The following is a 23390-nucleotide window of genomic DNA, read 5'->3' on the forward strand; positions in this document are numbered from 1 at the left end:
TCCACATGGAACTTGCACAAAGCAAGTCAGTTAGCTTGCTACCGAACCTTTGTGCCGAACGTCGGCGCCCCGTACCCAGAAAATCACGTCTTCGGCAACATTGGTTGCGTGGTCCCCAACCCGCTCCAGGTTGCGCGAGATGATCAATGCATTCAGGGCCTGCGGTGTCAGTTCTGGCTGACGCTTGATGAGCGCGCTCAACGCGGTGAAGGCCGCGTCGTTCATCGCATCCACCTCGTCGTCCATCGCGAGCACCGAACGCGCCAGTTCAGCATCGCCTTCGATAAAGGCCTGCAGAGCCTTGCGGACCATGGCCGAAGCGAGGGATGCGGCACGCGGAATGTCCACCGGCAGGTCGACATTCGAATAAGCCCCCATCTCTCGGACGCGGACAGCGATGTTCACGGCCTGGTCACCGACACGCTCCAGATCCGCGTTGATACGAATGACAGAAAGAATGAACCGAAGATCAATGGCCATGGGCTGTTCCATCGCCAGCAGATCGAGTGCTGCCTGGTCGATCTCGCGCTCAAGCCGATTGATGGCCGGCTCCGACTTGAAAACCAATTCGCAGATCTCCAAATCACGCGTGCGATATGCCTCGATGGCACGCTGAATCGCCTGCTCAGCCATGCCCGCCATGACCAGCAGCTTTTCTTTTAACTCATCGAGACTCTGATGAAACCGAATACGCATTGGAGCACTTCTCCTAATACTGTAACTTTGGATAAACCTGCGAATGCCGTTTTCTTCGCGGGAAAACGGCGCAGACAGTCATGCCTCCGTTCTGCATCTTTAGGAGAAATGCTCTAGCCGAACCTGCCCGTGATGTAATCTTCGGTCCGTTTGTCGCTCGGGTTTGTGAAGATTTTGTGAGTCGAATCGAACTCGACAAGATGTCCGCTTAAGAAGAACCCTGTTTTCTCTGCCACACGCGCCGCCTGTTGCATATTGTGGGTCACGATGACGATGGTGTACTCGTCTTTCAGTTGAAAGATCAAGTCCTCAATCTTCGCGGTCGAGACCGGATCAAGCGCAGACGCGGGTTCATCCATCAGCAACACTTCAGGATCAACGGCAATCGCCCGAGCAATACAGAGACGCTGCTGCTGACCGCCGGAGAGCGAGGCTCCGCTTTTGGACTTCAGATGATCCTTCACTTCGTCCCACAGCGCCGCCTGTCGCAGCGAACGCTCCACGACCTCATCAAGCACGCGTTTATTGCGGAAGCCATTCAGTTTCAGACCGCTGGCAACGTTGTCGTAAATTGACATCGTCGGGAAAGGATTCGGCCGCTGGAACACCATGCCAATGCGGCGGCGAATCTCAACCGGAGAAGCATCCTTGTAGACATCAACATCGCCGACGCGAACAGTACCTTCTGCTCGAGCGACAGGATTGGTCTCATGCATGCGATTCAGGCAGCGCACAAAGGTGGACTTACCGCAGCCGGACGGCCCGATGAGCGCCGTCGCCGAGTTGGCGGGAATCTTCAGATTGATGCCCTTCAGCGTGTGCGTCTGGCCGTACCACGCATTCAGGTCTTCGACTTCAATACCGACGCCCACTCAGTGCCCTCCCTTGAGCATGCCACGCCCGGCCACCACCCGGACCAGCGTGACGGAGACCATAATCATCACAATCAGCACCAGAGCCCCGGCCCAGGCCAGACGGTGCCACTCGTCATACGGCGAGACGGCATAGACAAAGATCTGGAGCGGCAGTGCTGCAATCGGCTCATTCAGGCTGGTGGGCCAGAACTGGTTGCCGAAGGCAGTAAAGAGCAGAGGCGCCGTCTCGCCGGCAACACGCGCAAACGCAAGCATGCAACCGGTGATGATGCCGGGAGAGGCCGTCTTCAAACTGACCGTGATCACCGTGCGCCACTTGGGGATACCTAGACCCAACGCTGCTTCGCGAACCGCATTGGGCACCGTTGCCAGCATCTCTTCGGTAGTACGCGTTACCGTCGGCACCATCATGATGGCCAGCGCCACGCCCGCGGCAAATGCCGAAAAGTGCTTTTGCGGAACAACAATCAGCGAATACGCCGCGATGCCCATCACGATGGATGGCACGCCATTCAAGACATCGGCGGTAAAGCGGATCGCATTTGCCAGAGTCTTGCCGCCGCCATACTCATGCAGGTAGATACCTGCACCGATACCAACCGGGATCCCAAGAAGACTGGCCAAGCCCAGAATGATGCCCGACCCGACGATCGAGTTGGCCATACCGCCTCCGGGCTCTCCTACAGGCCGCGGCAGATGCGTAAAGAACGCGAGGTTAAGTGAACGTACCCCTTGAAAGAGCAGATACACCAGGATGGCGAACAATGGAGCGATCACCAGCACCGTGCTCAATATCGCCAGAACGGTAAACAGGTGGTTGGCCGCCTGCCGGCGGCCAACATTCGCACGCGATGGACGAAGAGGCACCTTACACCGCCCTCGCAGTGTTGCCGCGCGTCACCATGAAGACGAGCAGGCGGGCAATGGCATTTACGACAATGGTGACGAGAAAGAGCGCCAGGCCGATCTCAATCAGCGCGCTCAGATAAAGGTCGCCTGTCGCCTCAGTAAACTCATTCGCGATAACAGAGGCCAGCGTATAGGCGGGCGCGAAGAGACTTTTTGGAATTGCCGCATGGTTCCCGATCACCATCGTGACCGCCATCGTCTCGCCGAGAGCGCGGCCAAGTCCAAGGATCACGGCCCCGACAATCCCGATGCGCGCATTGCGCAACACACCGATACGCACCATCTCCCAGCGGGTGGCTCCCAGCGCCAGCACACCTTCACGCTGTGTGTTGGGCACCGCCTTCATGACGTCGCGCGCGATGGAGGAGATGACCGGCAACACCATGATCGCCAGAATGATGCTGGCCGTCAGCAGACCGATGCCGAAGTTCGGGCCATGAAAAAGACCTGTCCAGCCGAAAAACTTCTTCAGAAACGGGCCGATACTGCGGCGCATGATTGGCACCAGCACGAAGATGGCCCACAGACCATAGACCACTGAAGGAATCGCAGCCAGGAGCTCCGTAAGAAACGCAATCGGCGTGCGCAGAGCACGGGGGCACATCTCGTTGATAAAGATCGCCACCCCGAGCGCCAGCGGCACTGCGATCAAAAGAGCCAGGAAGGCTGAGGCCAGCGTTCCCCATATAAACGGAACCGCACCGAAGCTGCCACGCACCGGATCCCAGTCTGAACGCAGAAAGAAACTGAAACCGAACTCATGCAGGCTGAGCCTGGAGCGCAGGATCAGAATTCCCAGGATGAGGGCAACGATAGCAAAGATGCTCAACGCACAACCCAACATCAGAGCCGCAAAGGTGCGGTCAGCCACAGCACCACTACCCCGCTGCATCAAAAAGCGGCGTATCTCAGAGGCAGCCCGTGCCTCCTCCATCTCTGAGTGTTGTGTCGTCACCCGGCTCTTCCCGATCCCCTTCCTAGAGTATCTGGAATATGTGTGAACGCGGAATGAACAGCTTGATTAATAAGGCTTTGCGTCTATTACCGGATACTGGCCACAACATTTTTTAAACGCTCTGCTACAGGGCGAGGCAAAGGAGCGTAACCCATAGCAGCGGCCTCCTGCTCTCCCTCCGCGAGCATCCAGAGCAGGAAGTCATGCAGCTGTCTGCCTTTGGCAGGGTCAGCCGACTGCTGTGGAACGAGCAACCAGGTAAATGAGCAGATGGGGTAGCTGGCCGTTCCGCCGGCATTCGCCAGGGAAACCCGGAAATCAGCAGGAATCGTATCCGCCTGGGCCTCAGCGGCGGCTGTAACCGCCGCTGGACTGGCTTTGATCCATTGCCCTGCAGCATTCCGTATCAGGCCGAAGGTCATGTGGTTCTGCAAGGCATAGACAAGTTCCACATAACCGAAGGCGTAAGGCGCCTCACGCACCATGCCGGCAACGCCCTCATTGCCCTTCTGTCCAATGCCGGCCGGCCACTTCACCGAAGTAGAGTTACCCACCTGCTGCGCCCAGGCCGGGCTCACCTTGGCAAGATAATCAGTGAAGATGAAGGTCGTGCCGGAGCCATCGGAACGATACACCGGGAGAATCTCTTCATGCGGAAACTTCACACCGGGATTATCGGCAATGAGCTTCGGGTCGTCCCAGTAGGTAATCGAACCGAGATATATCCCCGCCAGTACCTCCGGAGAAAACCGCACCTCCGCGGAGATGCCAGGCAGGTTGTAGACCGGGACTACTGCTCCGAGCACAGTCGGGATATGCAGCAGTGGATGGGACGATTGCTGCAACTGGGCATCGCTCATAGGACTATCGGACGCGCCGAAATCGATGATGCCCTGAGAGACCTGCCGGATACCACCTCCGGAGCCGATCGGCTGGTAGTTGATACGTACGCCCGGATGCAGCCGGCCGTACTCGGCAAACCACTTTGAGTAGATGGGGTTGGGAAAGCTGGCTCCAGCGCCATTGATCGTCAGCATGCCTGGGTCTGCAGCAGGAGCACCCGTCTGCTGCGGCGATTTGCAGCCAGTCAGCAGGGCAAATGTGAGCAGAATGGGTACAGCGGAGCGCACACCCCTCACCATATCAGCCCTGCACCGCAGGCAGGGTGAACGCAAAGGTGCTTCCCTGGGTGAGGCGGCTCTCCACCCAGATATTTCCGCCATGCTGCATCACGATATGGCGCGCGATGGCGAGCCCGAGACCGGTACCACCCGTCTCGCGGGAACGGGCTTTGTCTACACGGTAGAAGCGCTCGAAGATGCGCTCATGATGCTCTGAAGCGATGCCCGCGCCCCAGTCCCGGATGCGGAACTCCGCATAGCCCCCTTTTTGTTCCACAGAGACCTCAATCCGTGCCGGCTCTCCGGTTGTAGCGCGGCCATACTTCGTTGCGTTCTCGATCAGGTTGGAAAGCACCTGGGTCGTGGCGTCGGCATCCGCCATGACATTGACATCGTCCATGACGCCGAGATCGAGCTTGGCACCGGCATCGCGCACAATCCCGCGGACAGAGGCGACAGCGTCACGAACCATTTTTTCGGCGGAGACCACCGCCGGATGGATGGGATTCTCACCGCTCTCGACCCGGGCCAGGACCAGAAGGTCCTCGGTCAGCCGGGTCATACGAGTGGCGTTTTTCAGAATCGTTTCAAGAAACTCCCTGGACTGAAGAGACAGTGACCGCTCAAAGTCCAGAAGGGTCTCGACGTAACCAGAGATGGAGGTCAGCGGAGTGCGCAGTTCATGAGAGACATTGGCAATGAACTCACGCTGCGTACGCTCCACCTGTTCGATGCGGGTAAGGTCGTGTAATACCGCAACAGCGCCGCCACCGGGGATGGGACCCGCGTTGACTTCAAAGATGCGACCTGGCTTGAGTGAGGTAGATCGGCGCTGTGTCACCAGGCCATCGTCGAGCGCCACCTGAAGGCAGAGCAGCACCTCAGGATCGCGGATAGTATGGACAATCGCCTGTCCGTGGCGGACCGCACCTTCGAGCTCACGGCGCATGGGTTCATTCGCCCACTGGATGCGCCCTGCCGAATCTACAGCGACGACAAGGTCCTGCATAGAGTCCAGGACGGCTGCGAGTTTGGCCCGTTCTTCTTCAACCGCTGCAATCTGGGAACGAATCTTCTGCCGAGCAGCGTCAAACGCAGGCCAGAGATCCTGAAAATCCCCCAGATCAGGCCGATTGGACTGCTGTTCCGGCGTGGACGCCACAATAGCCAGACGAAGGCTGGAGGCATCTCTTCGCAGCGCACCGCTGATAATTGCGATGGCAACCAAAGAGATGCCCAGCATAATGGCAGCGAGCGTGACAAAGCGCAGCCACACAGGCGAGCCGGACAAAGCCCAACCAGCGCCAAATGCGGCCAAAGCCGTAACCACGCACAGCAGCACCGCAATTCCAGTGATGGTCCGCTTCAAGGCGTTCCCTCAGACGGTCTTCGGCATTTCGAAACGATAACCGGCGCCGCGCATGGTTTTAAGGTAACGCGGGTTTTCCGGATCAGCCTCAATCTTCTCGCGAATTCGCCGTACATAGACGTCGACGGAACGCGGGGTGACGAAGCGGGCGTCGCCCCAGACAGCATCAAGCAACTGGTCGCGGGTGAAGACACGACCTGGGTGGCGGGCCAGATAATCCAGCAGACGAAACTCGGTAGCCGTCGTCGTCTGCAGGTGACCGCCTACCTTCAACTGCATGGCAGCCTGGTCAATCTCAATATTGTCGAAGCTGACGATGCTTGGCGCGGTAGGACGTTCAAAGCGACGCAATACGGCCTTCACACGAGCCAGCAGTTCCCGGGTGCCGAAAGGCTTCGTGATGTAGTCATCGGCTCCCAGCTCCAGACCGAGCACACGATCGTTCTCGCTGGCGCGCGCGGTGAGGAAGATGATGGGAATCGTCGACAGCGCGGGGTTGGAACGCAGACGACGGCAGAGGTCCAGACCGTCACCGCCGGGCACCATGATGTCCAGCAGGAAGAGGGCCGGAGGTTGCCGCTCAGCGTCAGAGGCTACGTTGGTAGCCGCGTTGAAAGCCCGGACGATGAAGCCCGCAGCCTCCAGATGGTACTGCACCAGCCGCTGGATATCGAGATCGTCTTCCAGCAGAAAGATGGTCTGGCTCACAGAGCGTTTTTCTCCTGTGTTCGGCCTTAGGCTATCGCAACCGAGGGCCTGGAATGCAAAAATAGTGTGAATCTGCTCAGCTGATCTGTTGATTCGCAACGGATTTACAAGCCATCTACGAAGGCGATGGTGTAGTGTGGGCACACAGGTCCACTTGATGCAGAGCTCGCCTTTAATTCTATGCGTCGATGATGAAGCCGTTGGGCTTCGCATTCGAAGCATGCTGCTGGAACGCGCCGGTTACCGTGTGCTGTGCGCTCCTGACGGCCCCTCCGGTCTATCTCTCCTGGAGGCTTATCCCGTGGATGCTGTGATTCTGGATTACTCGATGCCGGGCATGGATGGAGATGAGGTAGCACGGCAGATGCGGGCTATACGTCCCGACCTTCCTATTTTGCTACTCTCTGCCTATGTTGGTCTGCCGGCAAACGCAACCGCGAATGTCTCGCTTTATATGACCAAAGGAGAAGGCGCGCCAGCATTGCTGGCGAATCTGAAGCGCCTGTTCTCGGAACGCAGTCCGCAATAGGTGCCGCTCATTGGACATTCGTGAATTTCGACGGATCCTTCTCCTGACATTTCTGCTGCCGATTGCTGCATTGTTGATCGTCAGCGGAGTGCTGTCGTGGCAGATCCGTTCGGCCAACCTGGCGGTGAACCAGCTACAACTGATCGACCGAAACCTGCAGCGGTTGGGGCAGGCGCAAAAGCTCATCCTCGACCAGGAGACTGGACTCCGCGGCTACCAGATCACGCATGACGAACGATTTCTCGATCTCTATCGCGGCCACGAGGACGAGATTATCCAGCGCTTGAATGACTTTGAGAAGACCCCCGGTCTCAGTTCGCCTCAGACCACTCGTATCCGCAATCTTCGAAACTCGTATCTGCAATGGAAGCACGGCTTCGCCGATCTCCAGATCGAAGCTATAAGAACCGGTAAGGCTGAAAACCCGATTGAGGTAAATCTGCAAGGTAAAGCGCAGATGGACACCATCCGCAGTCAGTTTTCCGAGACGATGCGGACGACCAGCGTTCTGCGGGAGCAGAGCGTAGAGGTTTGGCAGGAGCGCGCACGCGTCACCAGAATCTACCTGCTTGTTCTTTCGCTTCTGACCGGAACATTGATCGCAATCTACATGAACCATCAGCTCAACCGTGTCTCTCTCAGCTTCCAGACATCGGTGACGTCACTGCAGGAGCGAGCCGATCAGCTCTTTGCATCAGAGCAGCGGCTGCGAACGACATTGGTTTCCATCGGCGACGGCGTAATCGTTACTGACGGACATGGGCTGGTGACCATGCTGAATCCGATTGCATCGGAGCTAACCGGATGGACGATCGATGAAGCTTTCGGCCAACCTATCGAAGAGGTCTTCGACATTGTCAACGAAGAGACCCGGCTACCCCTCGAGAGCCCGATCTCCAGGGTCAAACGCATGGACCGTGTGGTTGGGCTTGCGAACCACACCATCCTGCGACGGCGTGACGGGACCGAGGTTCACATCGACGACTCAGGAGCGCCCATCCGCGATGCAGAGGGATTGATGGTAGGCGTGGTGATTGTCTTCCGCGATATCACCCATGAGAAGCAGACACAGCGGATTCTTATCTCCAATGAACGGCTTGCCGTCACCGGAAGGCTGGCGGCCACCATCGCGCATGAGATTCATAACCCTCTGGACTCAGTGGCAAACATTCTCTATCTGCTGCGCACCGACTCCTATGAGGAAGAGGAACGCCGTCACCTGCTGGAAATGGCTGACCAGGAGCTATCGCGGGTTACACAGATCAGCCGCGCCATGCTCTCTCTCTATCGCGAATCCCGCACGCCAGTGCCCGTAGAGCTACGGGAACTGCTCCAGGATCTCATCACGCTCATCGCATATAAGATTCAGCGAGCCCAGGTGACACTGGAGCAGATATTGCCAGAGACGGCAATGGTAGAGGGATATCCCGCGGAACTGCGCCAGGTCTTCACCAATCTCATCACCAATGCCTACGAAGCCGCAGACCCCGGAGGAACCGTCCGCGTGGAGCTGGTCCCGCTGAGCGATGGGGCGCGGGTCACGCTAATCAACAGCGGACCGGCGATCGACGAACAAACCCAGCGAAATCTCTTTCAACCCTTCTTTTCGACAAAGGGGGAAAGAGGCACAGGTCTTGGTCTATGGGTCAGCCGCGGCATTCTAAGCAAGCATGGAGGACGGATCGAGCTCGAAAGCCCCGCCTTCCCCGACGAGACCGGAGTCAAAGTGACCGTAACCCTGCCGCGGAAGTTCGTCGTCCAGGCACCGGCAGAGACTGCCTAAGCAACGTGGCCTTTATTCTGATTCGAAAGAAAGGCCCAGGGCCAGCGGGCTGAAGCCTGCTGCTCCCACCCAGAAAACAATTCGCGCGCTGCGCGAATCTCCCACTCATCGCGTTGCGATGAATGGGGTGCCCAGTGCAGCAAAGCTCGAATTAGTGGGAGACGTGGGTTTCAGCCCACCGTTATTCGCTCTAGAAGAAATGGGCTTTTAGCCCTGGGTTTTCTAATTTCAAAGCTCTTCCACAATCAACCTTGCCGCAGTCTCACACTGCGCGTGCGAGACATCGTTATGCGTGACCAGCCGCAATGCGTGTGGACCGATGGCGCTGCAACGAACACCCTTCGCTTCCAGGCGGCGAACAAGGGCTGCGGCGTCCCCGTTGCCGGCCAAACGGAAGATCACAATATTGGTCTGCACGCCTGAAAGATCCATCTCCGCGGCTGGAGAGGTTGCAATCGCCTCCGCCAGCAGACGAGCGTTCGCGTGGTCTTCCGCGAGCCGTTTGGACATCTCCTCCAGGGCAATCAAGCCCGCAGCGGCGAGCACGCCGGCCTGACGCATGCCACCACCCAGCATCTTACGGATAACGCGTGCACGGTCGATGGAGGCGCGGCTGCCGACGATCATCGATCCGACAGGCGCACCCAGGCCTTTGGAGAGGCAGAACATGACGGTATCAAAGCCACTGGTCAACCGTGAGACGGAAACGCCAAGCGCGGTAGCAGCATTGAAAACACGGGCTCCATCCAGATGCGTCGGAATGCCGCACTCCTTGGCGCCGGCCCAGATCTCCTCAAAAACATCGAGCGGCGTGACTGTTCCCCCTGCCATGTTATGCGAGTTTTCCAGCTCGATCAGCCCAGTGCGCGCGCGATAGTATGCCGCCGTGTTGAGAACGATCTTCTCGCGGATCTGAGACCAGGTCAGTACGCCGCGGTCTCCAAAGATAGTGCGCGGCACAGTTCCGGCAACGGAAGCCATCGATCCCATCTCCCAGTCGAGAATATGGGCGCGCGATTCGCAGATAACCTCCTGCCCCGGCCGTGTGTGGACCATGATGGAGGTGAGATTGCCCATCGAGCCGGTGGGAACAAAGATGGCAGCTTCTTTACCGAAGACCTGTGCGGCTCGAGCTTCCAGCCGGTTGACCGTTGGGTCTTCCCCATAGACATCGTCGCCGACCTCGGCGGTAGCCATAGCATGGCGCATAGCGGCGGTGGGTTTGGTGAACGTGTCGCTGCGAAGCTCGATCATCTCCATGCCCATATTGTCTCAGGCAGTGGCTCCAAGAAGCTCAGTGAAGACGTCGTTCGAAAGGAGGCGCCCCTTTGGCGTCAGAGCGACCCGGTCTCCCTGAACCTGCATCAGGCCATCCCGAACCAATTGCCGCAGCACATGAGCGATCGGCCCCTCTTCCGGAAGAGCAATCCCCTCATTCAGCCGCAGCCCGAGAAAGAGCTCTTCCTCTGAGGCCTCATGCGGCGAAACGGAGACCGGGTCCGGCGATGCTTTGCCTTCGAGATAAGCGTTCAGATCATCCGTGTTCTGGAAGCGCCAATCGCCCAGCATGGAATGTGCATCCAGCCCCAGACCAAGATATGGAAGACGTTTCCAATACTTAAGGTTGTGGCGGGAGGCGTGGCCAGGGCGGGCGAAGTTCGAGATCTCGTATTGAGGGATGCCATCGTTCCCCAGGAACTCACAGGCTTCCAGATACATCTCCGCCACCAGGCCATCATCGGGCACATGGTGGGCGTGATAACGCACACCGCCGGCGATGAGTTCCCTTCCCAGCCGGGATTCCTCGTCAACCTCCAACATGTAGACGCTGACGTGAGGCACATTTGCCGCGACGGTCTGCTCCAGAGAGATACGCCAGCTCTCGTGGGTCTGGTGCGGCAGGCCCGCGATGAGATCGACATTGATCTCCTGCACCCCGGCGGAGCGTAGACGGGCGATCTCGGCAAGGCAGACATCCCTTGTATGAAACCGGCCGACGGCACGTGACTCCTGGTCAACGAAGGACTGCACCCCGAGGCTGACACGGTTAAGGCCGTGACGAAGCAGCTCCGCGAGGGTCTCGTCCGCAAGCTGCCCCGGAGCGCATTCGAGCGTGAACTCCATCTCACTCTGCAGCGAGAAAACGGTCCGCAAAGCTTCGAAGATGCGCTGAAAGCGCGCCGCAGAGAGCAGGCTCGGCGTCCCTCCGCCGAAATAGACCGAATCTACCTCCCGGGGCAGCGTCGCGCCGATAGCGGAAGCCTTTGCCGGTGCCTGAGCGATCTCCTCGGTAAGGCGGTCCACATAGGCATCCATCCGGGCGGGGCCGAAGGCGTCGGAGGCGAAGTTGCAGTAACTGCACTTAGCACGGCAGAACGGGACCGAAAGGTAGAGACCGACAGGGGGCATCTTCCCTATTCTTTCACCGGAAAGGGTGAACCGGAGACGGGTGGCTCCGCATCTACAATCTATCCAGATGGCGGCTAAGGCAGAAGATAAGAAGAAAAAGTCGGCACATGACGACGACCCGGCAGGTAAAGCATTCGATTCACGCCTGATGCGGCGTTTGCTGACCTATCTGCGGCCATACACGGGCCATGCCCTGATCTCCGCTTTGGCGATCTTGTTGAAGGCTGGAGCAGATGTCGCAGGGCCGTTCCTGGTCAAGGTCGGCGTCGATGCCTACATGTCTCCCGAGCCGGGCCACAAGCCTGCCTGGATCGTCCGTTATCTGAGCCATGACCCCATCACCGGGATCTCGCAGCTCGCGGCGCTGTATCTCATCGCGCTGCTGGTGAGCTACGGTCTGGAGTTCATGCAGACCTACCTGATGCAGTGGACCGGGCAGCGCGTCATGTTCGATATGCGCAGCCAGATCTTCCGGCATCTGCAGCGCATGGACGTCAGTTTTTACGACCACAACCCTGTGGGCCGGCTGGTCACGCGCGTCACCGGCGATGTCGATGCCCTGAACGAGATGTTCACCTCGGGCGTGCTGGCTATCTTCGAGGACGTCTTCGTCCTGCTGTTCATTGTGATCGTGATGGTGCAGATGAATCCCCTGCTGGCGCTGATGACGCTCTCGGTGATCCCGGCCATCATCTACTGTACAAAGCTGTTCCGCGATCACGTCCGGAACAGCTACCGGCGCCAGCGCGGCGCCACCGCGCGCATCAACTCCTTCACGCAGGAGTACGTCTCCGGCATGGCGGTGGTGCAGATGTTCAATCGCGAGAAGCGTGCCTTCCGCGACTTCTCCGCCGTCAACGATGAAAACAAACAGGCATGGACCGACGCGATCTTTGCCTATGCGCTGTATTATCCGGCCGTCGAACTGCTCTCAGCGACAGCCATCGCACTGGTGATCTGGCGCGGCGGAGCCGGCGTACTCTCCGGTTTTGTCACCATCGGCGTACTGATCGCCTTCATGCAGTACGCGCAGCGCTTCTTCCGCCCCATCCAGGACCTCAGCGAAAAGTACAACATCCTGCAAGCCGCCATGGCTGCCGCGGAACGTATCTTCAAGCTGCTGGATACTGCTCCCGCGATCCAGTCGCCTGCACAGCCGATTGCGGGCGACAACTCAGGCGCAGTCGAGTTCCGCAACGTCTGGTTCACCTACCAGCGCCTGACCGAGGCGCAGCAGATCTTCGTCTCCTCCGCGACGGACGAAGAGCTGGCCGCCGACACCCAGATTGAATGGATTCTGAAGGGGGTCTCCTTCATCATCGCTCCTGATGAGACCGCCGCCATCGTGGGCCACACCGGTGCGGGCAAAACGACCATCACCAGTCTGATGATGCGCTTCTATGACGTGCAGCGCGGCGAGGTGCTGGTTGATAGTGTAGACGTGCGGCTACAGGATCTGAATCGCCTGCGCAGACGCTTTGGCGTCGTACTGCAGGACCCATTCCTGTTCACCGGCACGATTGCCCAGAACATCCGCCTGGGCAGCGAGTGGATCACCGACGAACAGCTCCAGCAGGCTGTCGAAGACGTCAATCTCGGAGCCTTCATCCGCAGCCTCTCCAACGGACTCCAGGAACCCGTCGTGGAGCGTGGAGCCACCTTCTCCACCGGCCAGAAGCAACTGATCTCATTTGCCCGGGCGCTGGCTCACCGGCCCGGCATCCTGATCCTGGATGAAGCGACCAGTTCCGTCGATACCGAAACAGAGCTGCTGGTGCGCTCCGCAGTCGACCGTATGATCACGGGACGCACTTCGGTGATGATCGCTCACCGGCTCTCCACCATTCAGAAGGCTGACACCATCCTGGTGATGCACAAAGGCCATCTGCACGAACAGGGCACGCACCAGCAATTGCTGGCGCATCGAGGCCTGTATTGGAAGCTCTACCAGTTGCAGTACAAGGATCAGGAACTGGGGGACACTGCCCCCAGCAGTGTTATCCCAACCCCAGCCGCTGGCTGATGACGTCGGTGTACTTGTTCCCCGAACCGGTATTGAAAAGCACCACCTCATCCTCCGGCTTCAGGAAGCCCGTCTCGATCAGGTAGTCATAAGCCGCCATCGACGAAGCGCCTTCCGGAGAGAGCAGCAGACCTTCATTCTTGCCCCAATCGGAGAGCGCGGCAAAGATCTGATCGTCAGTCCGCGAAACCACAGTACCGCCGCTGGCGCGAACGATGTCGAGAATCAGATAGTCGCCATATGGCTTCGGCACCCGCAGGCCGGAAGCGAAGGTCTGGGCATTGGGATACATCACCGATGATTTTTCGCCGGCTTCATAAGCGACCGTAATCGGCGCACAACCCGCGGCCTGCACCGCAATCATCTTCGGACGAGGCCCGGAGACCCACCCGAGCTCCTCCATCTCCTCAAAAGCCTTCCACATGCCGATGAGCCCTACACCACCACCGGTGGGATAAAAGACAGCTGCGGGATAGCGCCATCCAAGCTGTTCCACCAGCTCGTAGCCCATCGTCTTTTTGCCTTCGATGCGATAGGGCTCTTTGAGCGTGGATAGGTCGAACCAACCCTCGGCGTCTTTGCGTTCTGCGACGATGCGGCCGCAGTCTGAGATCAGACCGTCCACCAGCGTGAGGTGCGCGCCGTGAATGTGGCATTCCACCTGGTTCGACAAGGGAACATCTTTCGGCATGAAGATGTGAGCTTCCAGCCCGGCGGCGGCAGCATAGGCCGCCATGGCTCCGCCGGCATTGCCCGCGGAAGGAGCCGCGACCTTGCGGATGCCCAGATGCTTCGCCATCGAGATAGCCAGCGCCATGCCACGCGCCTTGAAAGTCCCAGTGGGATTGGCGCCTTCTTCCTTCACCCATACCTTGCCATAGCGGCGGCTGGGCAGCATGGGCGTCCAGCCTTCACCGAGGGAAACCGGCGTGACCTCCGGCAAAACCTCGCGATAGCGCCACAAACCGGTGGAACGCGGATAGTCCGCTGTTACACGATTGCGAGCAGCAAGCCCTTTCGCCGCCGAGAGATCGTAACGGACATAGTAGGAGCCTGCACACTGCGGGCAGACGTTCTGTGGAACGGATGCGCTGGCCGTGTGGCCACAGCGCGAACATTCAAGATGCTTGATCGACGGCATACTTCCTTATTTTGGGCGCGGGTTATGTTCACGCCAGACTTTGTAGGCGCCCCACGCGGCGAGAGTGCAGTTGTCCTGAATCTCGTTACGTAGGATCATCTGTTCGAATTCGGCGACGGAGACACGAAAGATCTCGAGGTCATGCTCTTCCGGATCCCGCTCCGTTGCACCCTGCTTCAGTTCCTCCGCGAGATAGAGATAGTGCCGCTGACGCATCACGCCATAGGCAATCCACATCTCGTTGAGAAGAGTCATGCGGCCCGCAATCAGGCCGGTTTCTTCGCTCAGTTCCCCATGTGCCAGCTCCTCGGGAACGATATCTTCGGTCTCCCAGCCACCCTGGGGAAACTCCTTGAACCGCTCGCCGATGGTGTAACGATACTGCTCCACCAGGTAAACGAACTCTCCTTCAGGCGTGCGCTCCAAAGGAATGATGATGCAGGCCGGGTCTTTCTCGATGACGCCATAGACACCCCGCACGCCCCCCGGGCGCTCGATGATGTCTTCCCGTACGCGGGTCCAGGGATTGCGATAGACCTCGCGGGAGGAGATGGTCTTGATCGACATGAAGCTCCTACTCGGCGGGGACCAGCACTTCGAGGTGCGAAGGATGGGCTGCCGAGAAATAGATGCTCTGCGTCTGCGGCTTATACGCATCCGCGGGAGCGGTCATGATGTTTTCCACGAAGGTCTGCGGATTGCGGTCGTAGAGCGGGAACCACGAAGACTGCACCTGCACCATAATGCGGTGGCCTTTCTTGAAGGTGTGGTCCGCTCCATGAAGACTCCACTTGAACTCGGTGACCTGATTTGGGGTGATTGCCTGAGGCTTCTCGAAGCTCTTGTTGTAACGGCCGCGGAAGATCTCATCAACGATCATGAGCTGATAACCGGCCATCGGCGCCGGAGCATCGTCCGGATAGACATCGATCAGCTTCACAACCCAGTCCGCATCGCTGCCGGTCGTGGAAGCGAAAAGGTCAGCGACGATATCACCGGCGATGGTCGTATCTTTATCGAGCACAGGCGACTCGAAGACCGCTGTATCGTTACGGCTGGTTACGAAACGCTGATCTTCCACCAGCCACTGCCGCCACTTCGATCCATTGCCATAGGTGGACTGGATAGGCCGGGCGCGATACGGAACAGGATTCGCGGGATCGGCGACATAGGTGACGACCGAGGACTTGTCATCTCCCTTCGGAGCTGCGAAGCTGACGCTCTTCTGCGGAGCCAGATAGAGCTTCGCCGTCTTGAAGCCGGTCTTCGGCGGCCAGACATCATAACGATGCCACTGATTTTCGCCGGTGCGGAAGCTCGCAGTATCCTTTAGATCGAAGCCGGGTTTGTCCTTCAGATAGAGCTCGAAGAACGGAGCTTCGATGGTCTTACGGTATTGATCGCCAGCGGGTGCTCCAAAATCGACGGCGCCCAGATGGCGTGAAGTGAGACCCCAGCCGCCATGGTTCCACGGCCCGAGAACCATGAAGACAGCATGCTGCTTATCCTTCTTGCTGTCGTGCGGACGAAGCGCAGCATACTCCGCCTGCGTGCCCCACATATCTTCCTGATCCCACCAGCCGCCGACTTCAAGAGTCGGGACTTCGATCTGAGTCAGACGTGCCTGCACGGCCATGTCCCGCCAGAACTTCGTATAGCTCGGCTGAGTCAGAAACGCCTTGGCCGTCGGCAGGTGGTCCATGCCGGCTGCCTTTGCGGCGCCCTCAAAGTTCCGGTTCTTCAGGAACCACTCAAAGAGATCGTCGTTCATGGAGACACGCTGATCGTCTTTGGCGCGTTCCAGCTGCTGTACATAATCGAAGCCGTAGGTCTCGCGGAAGGCTCCGTTGTGGAAGAAGTCGTCTCCCATCCAGACATCCGTCATCGGGGCCTGGGGAGAGATCGCCTTCACCGCCGGATGATGATCGACGCCGGCCATCATGGCGAGGAAGCCCGGATACGAGACACCCAGAACACCGACGCGGCCGTTGTTGTTCGGCAAGTTCTTTACCAGCCATTCCACCGTGTCGTAGGTATCGGAACTCTCATCCACGAGCTTGGGATCGGTGCGATCTCCGTACTTATGGACAACTGGGCGATTCATCACGAACTGGCCCTCGGAGCCATAACGGCCACGGATGTCGGCGTATACGAAGATGTAGCCGCTGGCAGCCAGCTCCGGCTTCGATCCGTTCACCATGTCCGAGCTTCCGCCCGCGCCATAGGGCGTACGCGACATCAGGACAGGCAGCGGCTCCCCGGATTTCTCAGAGCCTTCAGGCCGCAGAATTACCACGTGCAGCTTGACTCCATCGCGTGCGGGAATCATCGCCTCGGTGCGAGTGTATGGACGATAGTGGCTAACCGTGACAGGAGCGTCACCGATCTTGTCGTACGCCACATGCATGTTGCCGCGCGCGACGGTAAGGCCTGTGACCTTTCCATTGGAGTCACGCGTGAATTCGACGGCCTGATTACTGCCCTCAGTGGTGAAACTGCCACCCTCGGGCTTGAGGGCGACACGGCGGGCACGCTCGCCCTCCATGGTGAGGGTGTTGCCGGAGAGGCGAACCGCTACCTGAACATCAGGCTCAGACCGTTCCGCATACTGCCCCACCGCCGCCTTCAACAGCGCCTCGTCGGCGTTCTGAGCGAGTACAGGGGCAGATACGGCAAGCAGAACAAGGCTACGAAGAGCGTACGAACGCAGCACCATCATCGGCAGACTCCGAAAGGAAATTAGGTCAGATTCCCGGCTGGGCTGGCCGCACACTGGAAGCCCACTCGGTTATGCGAACCATCACAGAATGGGCGCTTTTCACTGGCGCCGCAGCGGCACAGCGAGACGGCTGGCTTCCCGGTCAGATCCCACTCTTTGCCATCGGCATCCGTGAGAACGATAGGGCCTTCCACACGCAGGGGGCCGTTGGGGCGAACGGTGATCTTGACGGGCGATACTTCTGACATTCCAGATAGCTCTCCTTGAGGTAGTTGGAAAGCTCAGGATATCAGTTAGCTGGAAGGCTCCGGACGTAGGCGGTCGCGCAACGAGATGGCGAGCTCTGTCAGGTGGCGCAAACGGCGCTCCAGAACCGGTGAAAGCCCGGGTTCGCGGAGGGCGAGTTCGGACTCCAGCAGAATACCGGTCACTGACGACTTCAGCTCAGCCTCAAGCGATGCCGTAACGGCGCGACGTGCGAGCTGTTGCTCCCGTTCGCGGCGTGCCAGACCGGCACGAACCTCACGAAGCAGCACAGAGCAGTCTTCCGCCGGCATACGGAACAAGATCGGCAGGGCAAGGCCGGAGTGCTGCCAGAAGAGATCGGCTCCGTCGGGATACTGCATCGCCAGATCGGCGTCGACCATTACAACCTGGAACTCATTACGCCGCAGCGTCGCCAAAGCCGACCGGCGGTTGGCGACAATCTCAATCGACGCATTGAGGCGTTTTGACAGGAACGACGCGCAGCCTTCCGCCTTTGCCGAAGCACTGACCAGCAGAATCGTTGCTTCCATCGGTCTCTCCCTTAGATGTGCTCGATGCCGTACTCTTTCAACTTGCGATAAAGGGTCGTCTTGCCGATACCGAGCAAGCGCGCTGCCATCAATTTATCGCCGTTGAGTTGTTGAATCGTGTTGAGAATGGCCTGCTTTTCAAGCTCAGCGATGGAGACGATACCCGGCGACTGATGGTTCGCAACAGTTACATGCTCGGCCGGCGGAGCCGCCGCGATCACTGAGCCACCGCGCGCTGTCTGGGCCCGGAACTCCTGTAACTGCGTTGGCAGCTCCGCCATGGTGAGGACAGGTCCGGAAGAGATGGCGCAGGCCCGCTCAATCGCGTGTTCCAGCTCCCGTACATTACCCGGCCAATCGTACTCGTGCATCACACGAAGCGCTTCGTCGGAGACGACATAGTCGACCCCATCTTCGCGGCGCATGCGCTCCAGAAAGTGGGCTGCGAGCAGTGGAATATCGTCGCGGCGCTGACGCAGCGGCGGAACCCGCAGATTGACGACGTTCAGCCGGAAATAGAGATCCTTGCGAAAGGACCCTTGTTCGACCATCGACGCCAGGTCGCGGTTGGTGGCTGCCAGGATACGGGCATGGACGGCCACCGGCTCGGATGCGCCGATCGGACGGACTTCCTTTTCCTGAAGAGCGCGCAGAAGCCGCGTCTGCATATCAAGAGGAAGATCACCGATCTCATCCAGAAAGACCGTGCCATCGCCCGCAGCCACCAGCAGGCCGTCCTTGGCTTTGTCGGCGCCGGTAAAGGCGCCTTTCACATAGCCAAAGAGCTCACTCTCAATAAGGCTCTGCACCAGGGCGCCGCAGTCCACGGCGAGAAAGGGACGGTCAGCGAGAGCGCCCCCCTCATGGACGGCGCGCGCAACCAGTTCCTTGCCGGTTCCGGTTTCTCCCAGTATGAGTACCGGGTGCGACGACTGCGCCACCTTGGTGATCATGCGCGAAAGCTGTTGCATCGCGGGGGTATTGCCGATCAGCAGACTCGACAGTGAACGCGACTCACCGGTCCCCTCGCGCAGACGGCGGGCTTCCAGCTCAAAGGTCCGGCGTCGCCGGGCCCGGTCAAGAACCTGCATCAGTTCTTCCAGAGCAAAAGGCTTGGTCAGATAGTCCGATGCGCCGTTACGCATCGCTTCTACCGCAGAAGCGACGGTGGCAAATGCAGTCATCAGGATGACGACCAGTTCCGGATGCGCCGAACGGGCACGTTCCAGAAGATCGAGACTGCTGCCGCCAGGCACGCGAAGGTCGAGCAGGACAATATCGATCGTCTGTTCATTGAGAATCGCTTCGCTCTCGGCGATGGTTCCTGCGGCAAAGATCTGGAATCCGGCGCTCTTACCGATTTCGCAACAGGCATGACGAACCGCGGAGTCGTCGTCGACGACGAGCAGATTCATGCCATTTGGCGGGGCAACGACAGAGCGGGCGGCGGGCTGGGCAGTTTTCCAGCGGGGGGCGGGAGTTGGCATAGGCGCTTGACTTCTCATCTCAGCCCTCCATGAGAGGAGAAAAGACGGAGGATTTGTATATGGTTGGCGGAACAGCTCAACAAGATCGCCCGCATTGGCAGACACCTCCAGAGAGCTTGCTTATACCACGACAATATGGATATTTTCACATTCCTTGTACCATTTTGGTAAGTGATTCAAAACAAAATAAAAAAGTTTTGCAAATGGGTTCAAATGCCGAGTAAGAGCAGGATCGCCCCCAGGTTTTCCCGGAACATGGTCCAGGCACTCCCAAAATGGTCCAGAATTCGGCTTCTGAACTGAATGAGCCAACGCCTCTTACAATCGCTCCATGGCAACTCCGTTTCTTCGTCCTGGCGATCGTAAGACCGATCAGCTTCGCGTCACCTCCCTTACCCCCGGTTTCGTCGGCATGGCGGAAGGGTCGGTTCTGATTGAGGCCGGCTATACCCGTGTGCTGTGCAACGCCACCATTGAGAACGGCGTTCCTGGGTGGCTGCGCAACTCCGGGCGCGGATGGGTAACGGCTGAATATGGCATGCTGCCGCGGGCGACCCTCACGCGCACCCCGCGCGAGGCAGAGAGAGGCAAGATCGGCGGACGCACGCATGAGATCCAGCGACTGATCGGCCGTTCCCTGCGCTCGGTGGTGGACATGACAGCGCTCGGCGAACGGACTGTGATTCTGGACTGTGACGTTCTGCAGGCTGATGGCGGAACCAGAACGGCAGCAATTACAGGCGCGTGCGCTGCGCTCGCAATTGCCCTGAACAAACTGGTGGAGGCAGGCACGCTGCCGCAGAACCCCATGCGCGAACTGGTCGCCGCCACCAGCGTCGGCATCGTGGAAGGCAATGTACTGCTCGATCTTTGCTACGAAGAGGACTCACAAGCCGAAGTGGATATGAATGTCGTCATGACTGAAAGCGGCGGCCTGGTGGAGACCCAGGCGACGGCGGAACGCCATCCTTATACACGGGAACAGTTGGGCACGATGCTGGACTTTGCCGAGATCGGCATTCGGCATCTTTTTGAGCTGCAGCGACACGCTGTCCGATAATCGCATGTTTCCGCGATTATCGAACGTTTGTTGTACAGTGGTAAGCACGAATTCGACAGGAGTCTTCGGGCTCGTTTAATGTCAACACCGCAGTACGAAGATTCCATTCGAACACCAACCGATCACAAAGGAACAGACAAGCAGGAGAGCTTATGACCAAGCCCACACCCGGCAAATTGGCAGGTTTGAAGGCGGTATCGGATAAGCGCGGCGTCATCGCAGCCGCGGCCATGGATCAGCGTGGATCGCTGCAGAAGTCCATCGCCAAAGAGCGCGGATCGGCCGCCACTGCCCACGACCTGGAGGAGTTCAAGGTTCACGTCACTTCGGTGCTGACGAAACATGCCTCGGCCATCCTTCTGGATCCGGAGTTCGGGCTTCCGGCGGCGAAGCAGCGCAATAACGCCGGTCTTCTGCTGGCCTATGAGAAGACTGGTTACGATGCCAATACTCCGGGCAGATTGCCGGACCTGCTGGACGTTTGGAGCGTCCGCCGCCTGAAGGAGGCCGGAGCCGATTGCATCAAGATCCTGCTCTACTACACCCCTTTCGAGGACAGCACTGTCAACGACCTGAAGCATGCCTGGGTGGAGCGTATCGGCGATGAGTGCCGCTACCACGACATCCCTTTCTTTCTGGAGACGGTGGGGTACGACGAGAACGGCGGCGGAGAAAAGACGCTGGCGTACGCGAAGAAGAAGCCAGAGGTCGTTTCCGGATCCATGGCGGAGTTCGGCAAAGAACGCTATGGCGTTGATGTGCTGAAGGTCGAGGTCCCCGTCGAGATGGCCTTCGTAGAAGGCACACGGGCGTTCAAGGGTGAGAAGGCATACTCCCGCGCGGAAGCGTTGCAGCACTTCCGCGATGCGGAATCGATGACCCACAAGCCTTTCATCTACCTGTCGGCCGGTGTCACCAACCCGGTGTTTATCGAGACGCTGGAACTTTCAGCGGAGTCAGGCACGAAATTCAACGGTGTACTCTGCGGGCGCGCGACCTGGTATGACGGCATCTCCATCTTTGCCAAGCAGGGCTCCAAGGCCTTTGAGGACTGGTTGAACACGACGGGCGTGGAGAACATCAACAACGTCAACAAGGCGCTGCAGGCAGCCACACCCTGGTACGTAAAGTTCGGCGCCAACAGTCTGGAAGAGCTCGGCTAAGAGCCTCAACAAGGAAAAGAAAAAGGGCCCGCCAAGTTGGCGGGCCCTGCTCTTTGCTTTGAATGGCGCCAGTCCTCTGGCAGAACCGGCACACAGCAAAAGAGCAAACTTATGCGACGCTGCGGCTCACCGGCGTGTGGTAGCGGCGATGCAGCATCTCAACCTCTAAATGGACGATACTCCCACGCTCCTGGTGGCGCTCGACCCAGCTTTCGATCACCTCGATGCACGCGTGATCGACATACCGCAGAGAGTGTGTATGGACAACCACAGGTTTGTCTACTGAGACTTGATCGAGTGCTGCTGTAATCTTCGGAATCGCCAGGAAGGTACCCACGCCGGAGAAATGAATCTCTGTCAGCTCGTCTTTCTCCTCGACATGGGTCTCAAGGTGCGTCACCTTCCAGAGTACGCGCAACAGCGAGAGACCGATGCCAACCAGGACGCCGGTCAGCAGATTGGTCGCCACAATGGTCCCCATGGAGAGCAGGTAGATGCCAACCGGAGCCCAGCCGAAGCGGCGAAGATGCAACACGTCCTTCGGCTTCACCAGCTTGATGCCCGTAAGCACCAGCACAGCGGCAAGGCTGGCGGTAGGAATCATGCGTAGAGCGAACGGCATCGCCAGCACAAAGAGCAGCAGCCAGAGGCCGTGCATGATGGTGGACCTGCGGGTCTCAGCACCGGCCTGTACATTGGCGGAGCTGCGCACGATGACACCAGTCATCGGCAGAGCGCCAAGGAAGCCGCAGAGCATGTTACCGACACCCTGGGCGGCAAGTTCCTTGTCATAGTTCGCCCGCACTCGCGTCTGCATCTTGTCCACTGCCGCAGCAGAAAGCAGCGTCTCTGCGGAAGCGATAAAGGCGAGCGCGGCAGCCGTGCCGATCATGCTGAACCAGTTGCCGGATGCCATGGCTGAAGGGCCGGTAAGGCTAACCATATCGCTCAGGTTTGAAGGGACGTTGACGCGATTCACACCGAGATGGAAGACCTGTGCGACGGCGGTTCCGACCGTGATTCCCAAAAGAGCGCCGGGAATCAACTTCAGCTTCGCAGGACGGAAACGTTCCCACAGAAGCATCACGACGAGGGTGATGATGCCAATCAGCGCAGCAGCCTCCTCCTTGCTTCCGTTCAGCGGGAAGAGACCACCGAAGATTGCCTCTCCCATGGCTAGAATGTTTGCAGGACCATTGGATTTCGGAGCACGGTCCAGGACGACATGGAACTGCTGAATCACGATCAGGACGCCAATGCCGGCCAGCATGCCGTGAATCACTTCGGGCGAGATGGCGCGGAACCAGCGGCCCATCTTGAGCAGACCTGCAATGAGCTGCATGGCTCCGGCCAGGATGAGGATCGGTCCAAGAGCGGAGATACCGTGCTCATGGATGAGTTCAAAGACAATAACGGCCAGTCCCGCAGCCGGGCCGCTGACCTGCAGCGGTGAACCGGAGAACAGACCGACGACGATACCGCCGACGATGCCGGTAACAAGACCGCGGGCCGGCGGAACGCCGGATGCCAATGCGATGCCCATGCACAACGGCAGGGCGACGAGAAATACAACCAACGACGCTGAAAGGTCTTTCACCAGAGCGCCGTTTGCCGGCTGCGAGACTGTGTTCTTCATGATGATTTCC

The 23390-nt window shown here is 58.8% G+C and carries 21 protein-coding genes; 5 read left to right on the forward strand and 16 right to left on the reverse strand.

Annotated features, from left to right (window positions below):
- Nucleotides 1-30: 30 nt before the first annotated feature.
- From phoU to OHL21_RS19410, 7 genes are all read right to left on the reverse strand, one after another.
- Nucleotides 31-696, reverse strand: a complete 666-nt coding sequence (gene phoU / locus OHL21_RS19380; RefSeq protein ID WP_263418954.1) for a phosphate signaling complex protein PhoU — start codon at nucleotides 694-696, stop codon at nucleotides 31-33.
- 113 nt (nucleotides 697-809) lie between these two features.
- On the reverse strand, nucleotides 810-1568 hold the full coding sequence (gene pstB / locus OHL21_RS19385) for a phosphate ABC transporter ATP-binding protein PstB (protein WP_263418955.1): 759 nt from the start codon (nucleotides 1566-1568) through the stop codon (nucleotides 810-812).
- Nucleotides 1569-2438, reverse strand: coding sequence for a phosphate ABC transporter permease PstA (gene pstA / locus OHL21_RS19390; RefSeq protein ID WP_263418956.1), 870 nt, complete (start codon nucleotides 2436-2438; stop codon nucleotides 1569-1571).
- A gap of 1 nt (nucleotide 2439) precedes the next feature.
- Nucleotides 2440-3435 (reverse strand): phosphate ABC transporter permease subunit PstC, encoded by a 996-nt coding sequence (gene pstC / locus OHL21_RS19395; protein ID WP_317889996.1) that lies wholly within the window; start codon nucleotides 3433-3435, stop codon nucleotides 2440-2442.
- Nucleotides 3436-3521: 86 nt separating this feature from the next.
- Nucleotides 3522-4565: a phosphate ABC transporter substrate-binding protein PstS gene (pstS, locus tag OHL21_RS19400; protein ID WP_263418957.1), complete on the reverse strand. Its 1044-nt coding sequence runs from the start codon at nucleotides 4563-4565 to the stop codon at nucleotides 3522-3524.
- A 13-nt stretch (nucleotides 4566-4578) separates the two neighbouring features.
- Nucleotides 4579-5925: a sensor histidine kinase gene (locus tag OHL21_RS19405; RefSeq protein ID WP_263418958.1), complete on the reverse strand. Its 1347-nt coding sequence runs from the start codon at nucleotides 5923-5925 to the stop codon at nucleotides 4579-4581.
- 9 nt (nucleotides 5926-5934) lie between these two features.
- Complete coding sequence (locus OHL21_RS19410; protein ID WP_147647706.1) at nucleotides 5935-6633, reverse strand: winged helix-turn-helix domain-containing protein; 699 nt, start codon at nucleotides 6631-6633, stop codon at nucleotides 5935-5937.
- A 136-nt stretch (nucleotides 6634-6769) separates the two neighbouring features.
- Here OHL21_RS19410 and OHL21_RS19415 point away from each other — a divergent pair, with 136 nt between their 5' ends.
- The gene (locus OHL21_RS19415) at nucleotides 6770-7162 is read left to right on the forward strand and encodes a response regulator (protein WP_263418959.1); all 393 of its coding nucleotides are present in this window, start codon (nucleotides 6770-6772) and stop codon (nucleotides 7160-7162) included.
- A gap of 10 nt (nucleotides 7163-7172) precedes the next feature.
- A complete protein-coding gene (locus OHL21_RS19420) occupies nucleotides 7173-8945 on the forward strand; it encodes an ATP-binding protein (RefSeq protein ID WP_263418960.1) in 1773 nt (590 codons plus the stop codon).
- A gap of 228 nt (nucleotides 8946-9173) precedes the next feature.
- Here OHL21_RS19420 and OHL21_RS19425 read toward each other — a convergent pair whose 3' ends face one another.
- The gene (locus tag OHL21_RS19425) at nucleotides 9174-10211 is read right to left on the reverse strand and encodes a threonine aldolase family protein (RefSeq protein WP_263418961.1); all 1038 of its coding nucleotides are present in this window, start codon (nucleotides 10209-10211) and stop codon (nucleotides 9174-9176) included.
- A gap of 6 nt (nucleotides 10212-10217) precedes the next feature.
- Nucleotides 10218-11354, reverse strand: coding sequence for a radical SAM family heme chaperone HemW (hemW, locus tag OHL21_RS19430; RefSeq protein WP_263418962.1), 1137 nt, complete (start codon nucleotides 11352-11354; stop codon nucleotides 10218-10220).
- Between the two features lie 67 nt (nucleotides 11355-11421).
- Between hemW and OHL21_RS19435 the strand changes: the two genes are divergently transcribed.
- A complete protein-coding gene (locus OHL21_RS19435) occupies nucleotides 11422-13377 on the forward strand; it encodes an ABC transporter ATP-binding protein (protein ID WP_263419908.1) in 1956 nt (651 codons plus the stop codon).
- Here the strand turns inward: OHL21_RS19435 and OHL21_RS19440 are convergent.
- From OHL21_RS19440 to OHL21_RS19465, 6 genes are read right to left on the reverse strand one after another with little or no spacing between them, the layout of a single operon-like run.
- On the reverse strand, nucleotides 13352-14518 hold the full coding sequence (locus OHL21_RS19440; protein ID WP_263418963.1) for a threonine synthase: 1167 nt from the start codon (nucleotides 14516-14518) through the stop codon (nucleotides 13352-13354). The two genes, OHL21_RS19435 and OHL21_RS19440, sit on opposite strands and share 26 nt — an antisense overlap.
- A 6-nt stretch (nucleotides 14519-14524) precedes the next feature.
- Entirely contained in the window at nucleotides 14525-15085 is a 561-nt protein-coding gene (locus tag OHL21_RS19445) for an NUDIX domain-containing protein (RefSeq protein ID WP_263418964.1), read from the reverse strand.
- Between the two features lie 7 nt (nucleotides 15086-15092).
- Nucleotides 15093-17237 carry a CocE/NonD family hydrolase gene (locus OHL21_RS19450; RefSeq protein WP_263418965.1) on the reverse strand — a complete coding sequence of 715 codons (2145 nt, stop codon included), beginning with the start codon at nucleotides 17235-17237 and terminating at the stop codon, nucleotides 15093-15095.
- Between the two features lie 20 nt (nucleotides 17238-17257).
- The gene (locus tag OHL21_RS19455; RefSeq protein ID WP_263418966.1) at nucleotides 17258-17485 is read right to left on the reverse strand and encodes a CDGSH iron-sulfur domain-containing protein; all 228 of its coding nucleotides are present in this window, start codon (nucleotides 17483-17485) and stop codon (nucleotides 17258-17260) included.
- A gap of 45 nt (nucleotides 17486-17530) precedes the next feature.
- The gene (locus OHL21_RS19460; RefSeq protein WP_147647698.1) at nucleotides 17531-18034 is read right to left on the reverse strand and encodes a hypothetical protein; all 504 of its coding nucleotides are present in this window, start codon (nucleotides 18032-18034) and stop codon (nucleotides 17531-17533) included.
- A gap of 11 nt (nucleotides 18035-18045) precedes the next feature.
- On the reverse strand, nucleotides 18046-19521 hold the full coding sequence (locus tag OHL21_RS19465) for a sigma-54-dependent transcriptional regulator (protein WP_263418967.1): 1476 nt from the start codon (nucleotides 19519-19521) through the stop codon (nucleotides 18046-18048).
- A 331-nt stretch (nucleotides 19522-19852) separates the two neighbouring features.
- Between OHL21_RS19465 and rph the strand changes: the two genes are divergently transcribed.
- Both rph and OHL21_RS19475 read left to right on the forward strand, forming a co-directional pair.
- Nucleotides 19853-20581: a ribonuclease PH gene (gene rph / locus OHL21_RS19470; RefSeq protein ID WP_263418968.1), complete on the forward strand. Its 729-nt coding sequence runs from the start codon at nucleotides 19853-19855 to the stop codon at nucleotides 20579-20581.
- Between the two features lie 152 nt (nucleotides 20582-20733).
- Entirely contained in the window at nucleotides 20734-21744 is a 1011-nt protein-coding gene (locus OHL21_RS19475) for a tagatose 1,6-diphosphate aldolase (RefSeq protein WP_263418969.1), read from the forward strand.
- A gap of 109 nt (nucleotides 21745-21853) precedes the next feature.
- On the opposite strand, the gene OHL21_RS19480 is transcribed toward OHL21_RS19475, so the two are convergent.
- A complete protein-coding gene (locus OHL21_RS19480) occupies nucleotides 21854-23380 on the reverse strand; it encodes a SulP family inorganic anion transporter (RefSeq protein ID WP_263418970.1) in 1527 nt (508 codons plus the stop codon).
- Between the last annotated feature and the right edge of the window lie 10 nt (nucleotides 23381-23390).

Source organism: Terriglobus albidus, from assembly GCF_025685425.1.
Classification (GTDB): Bacteria; Acidobacteriota; Terriglobia; order Terriglobales; family Acidobacteriaceae; genus Terriglobus; species Terriglobus albidus.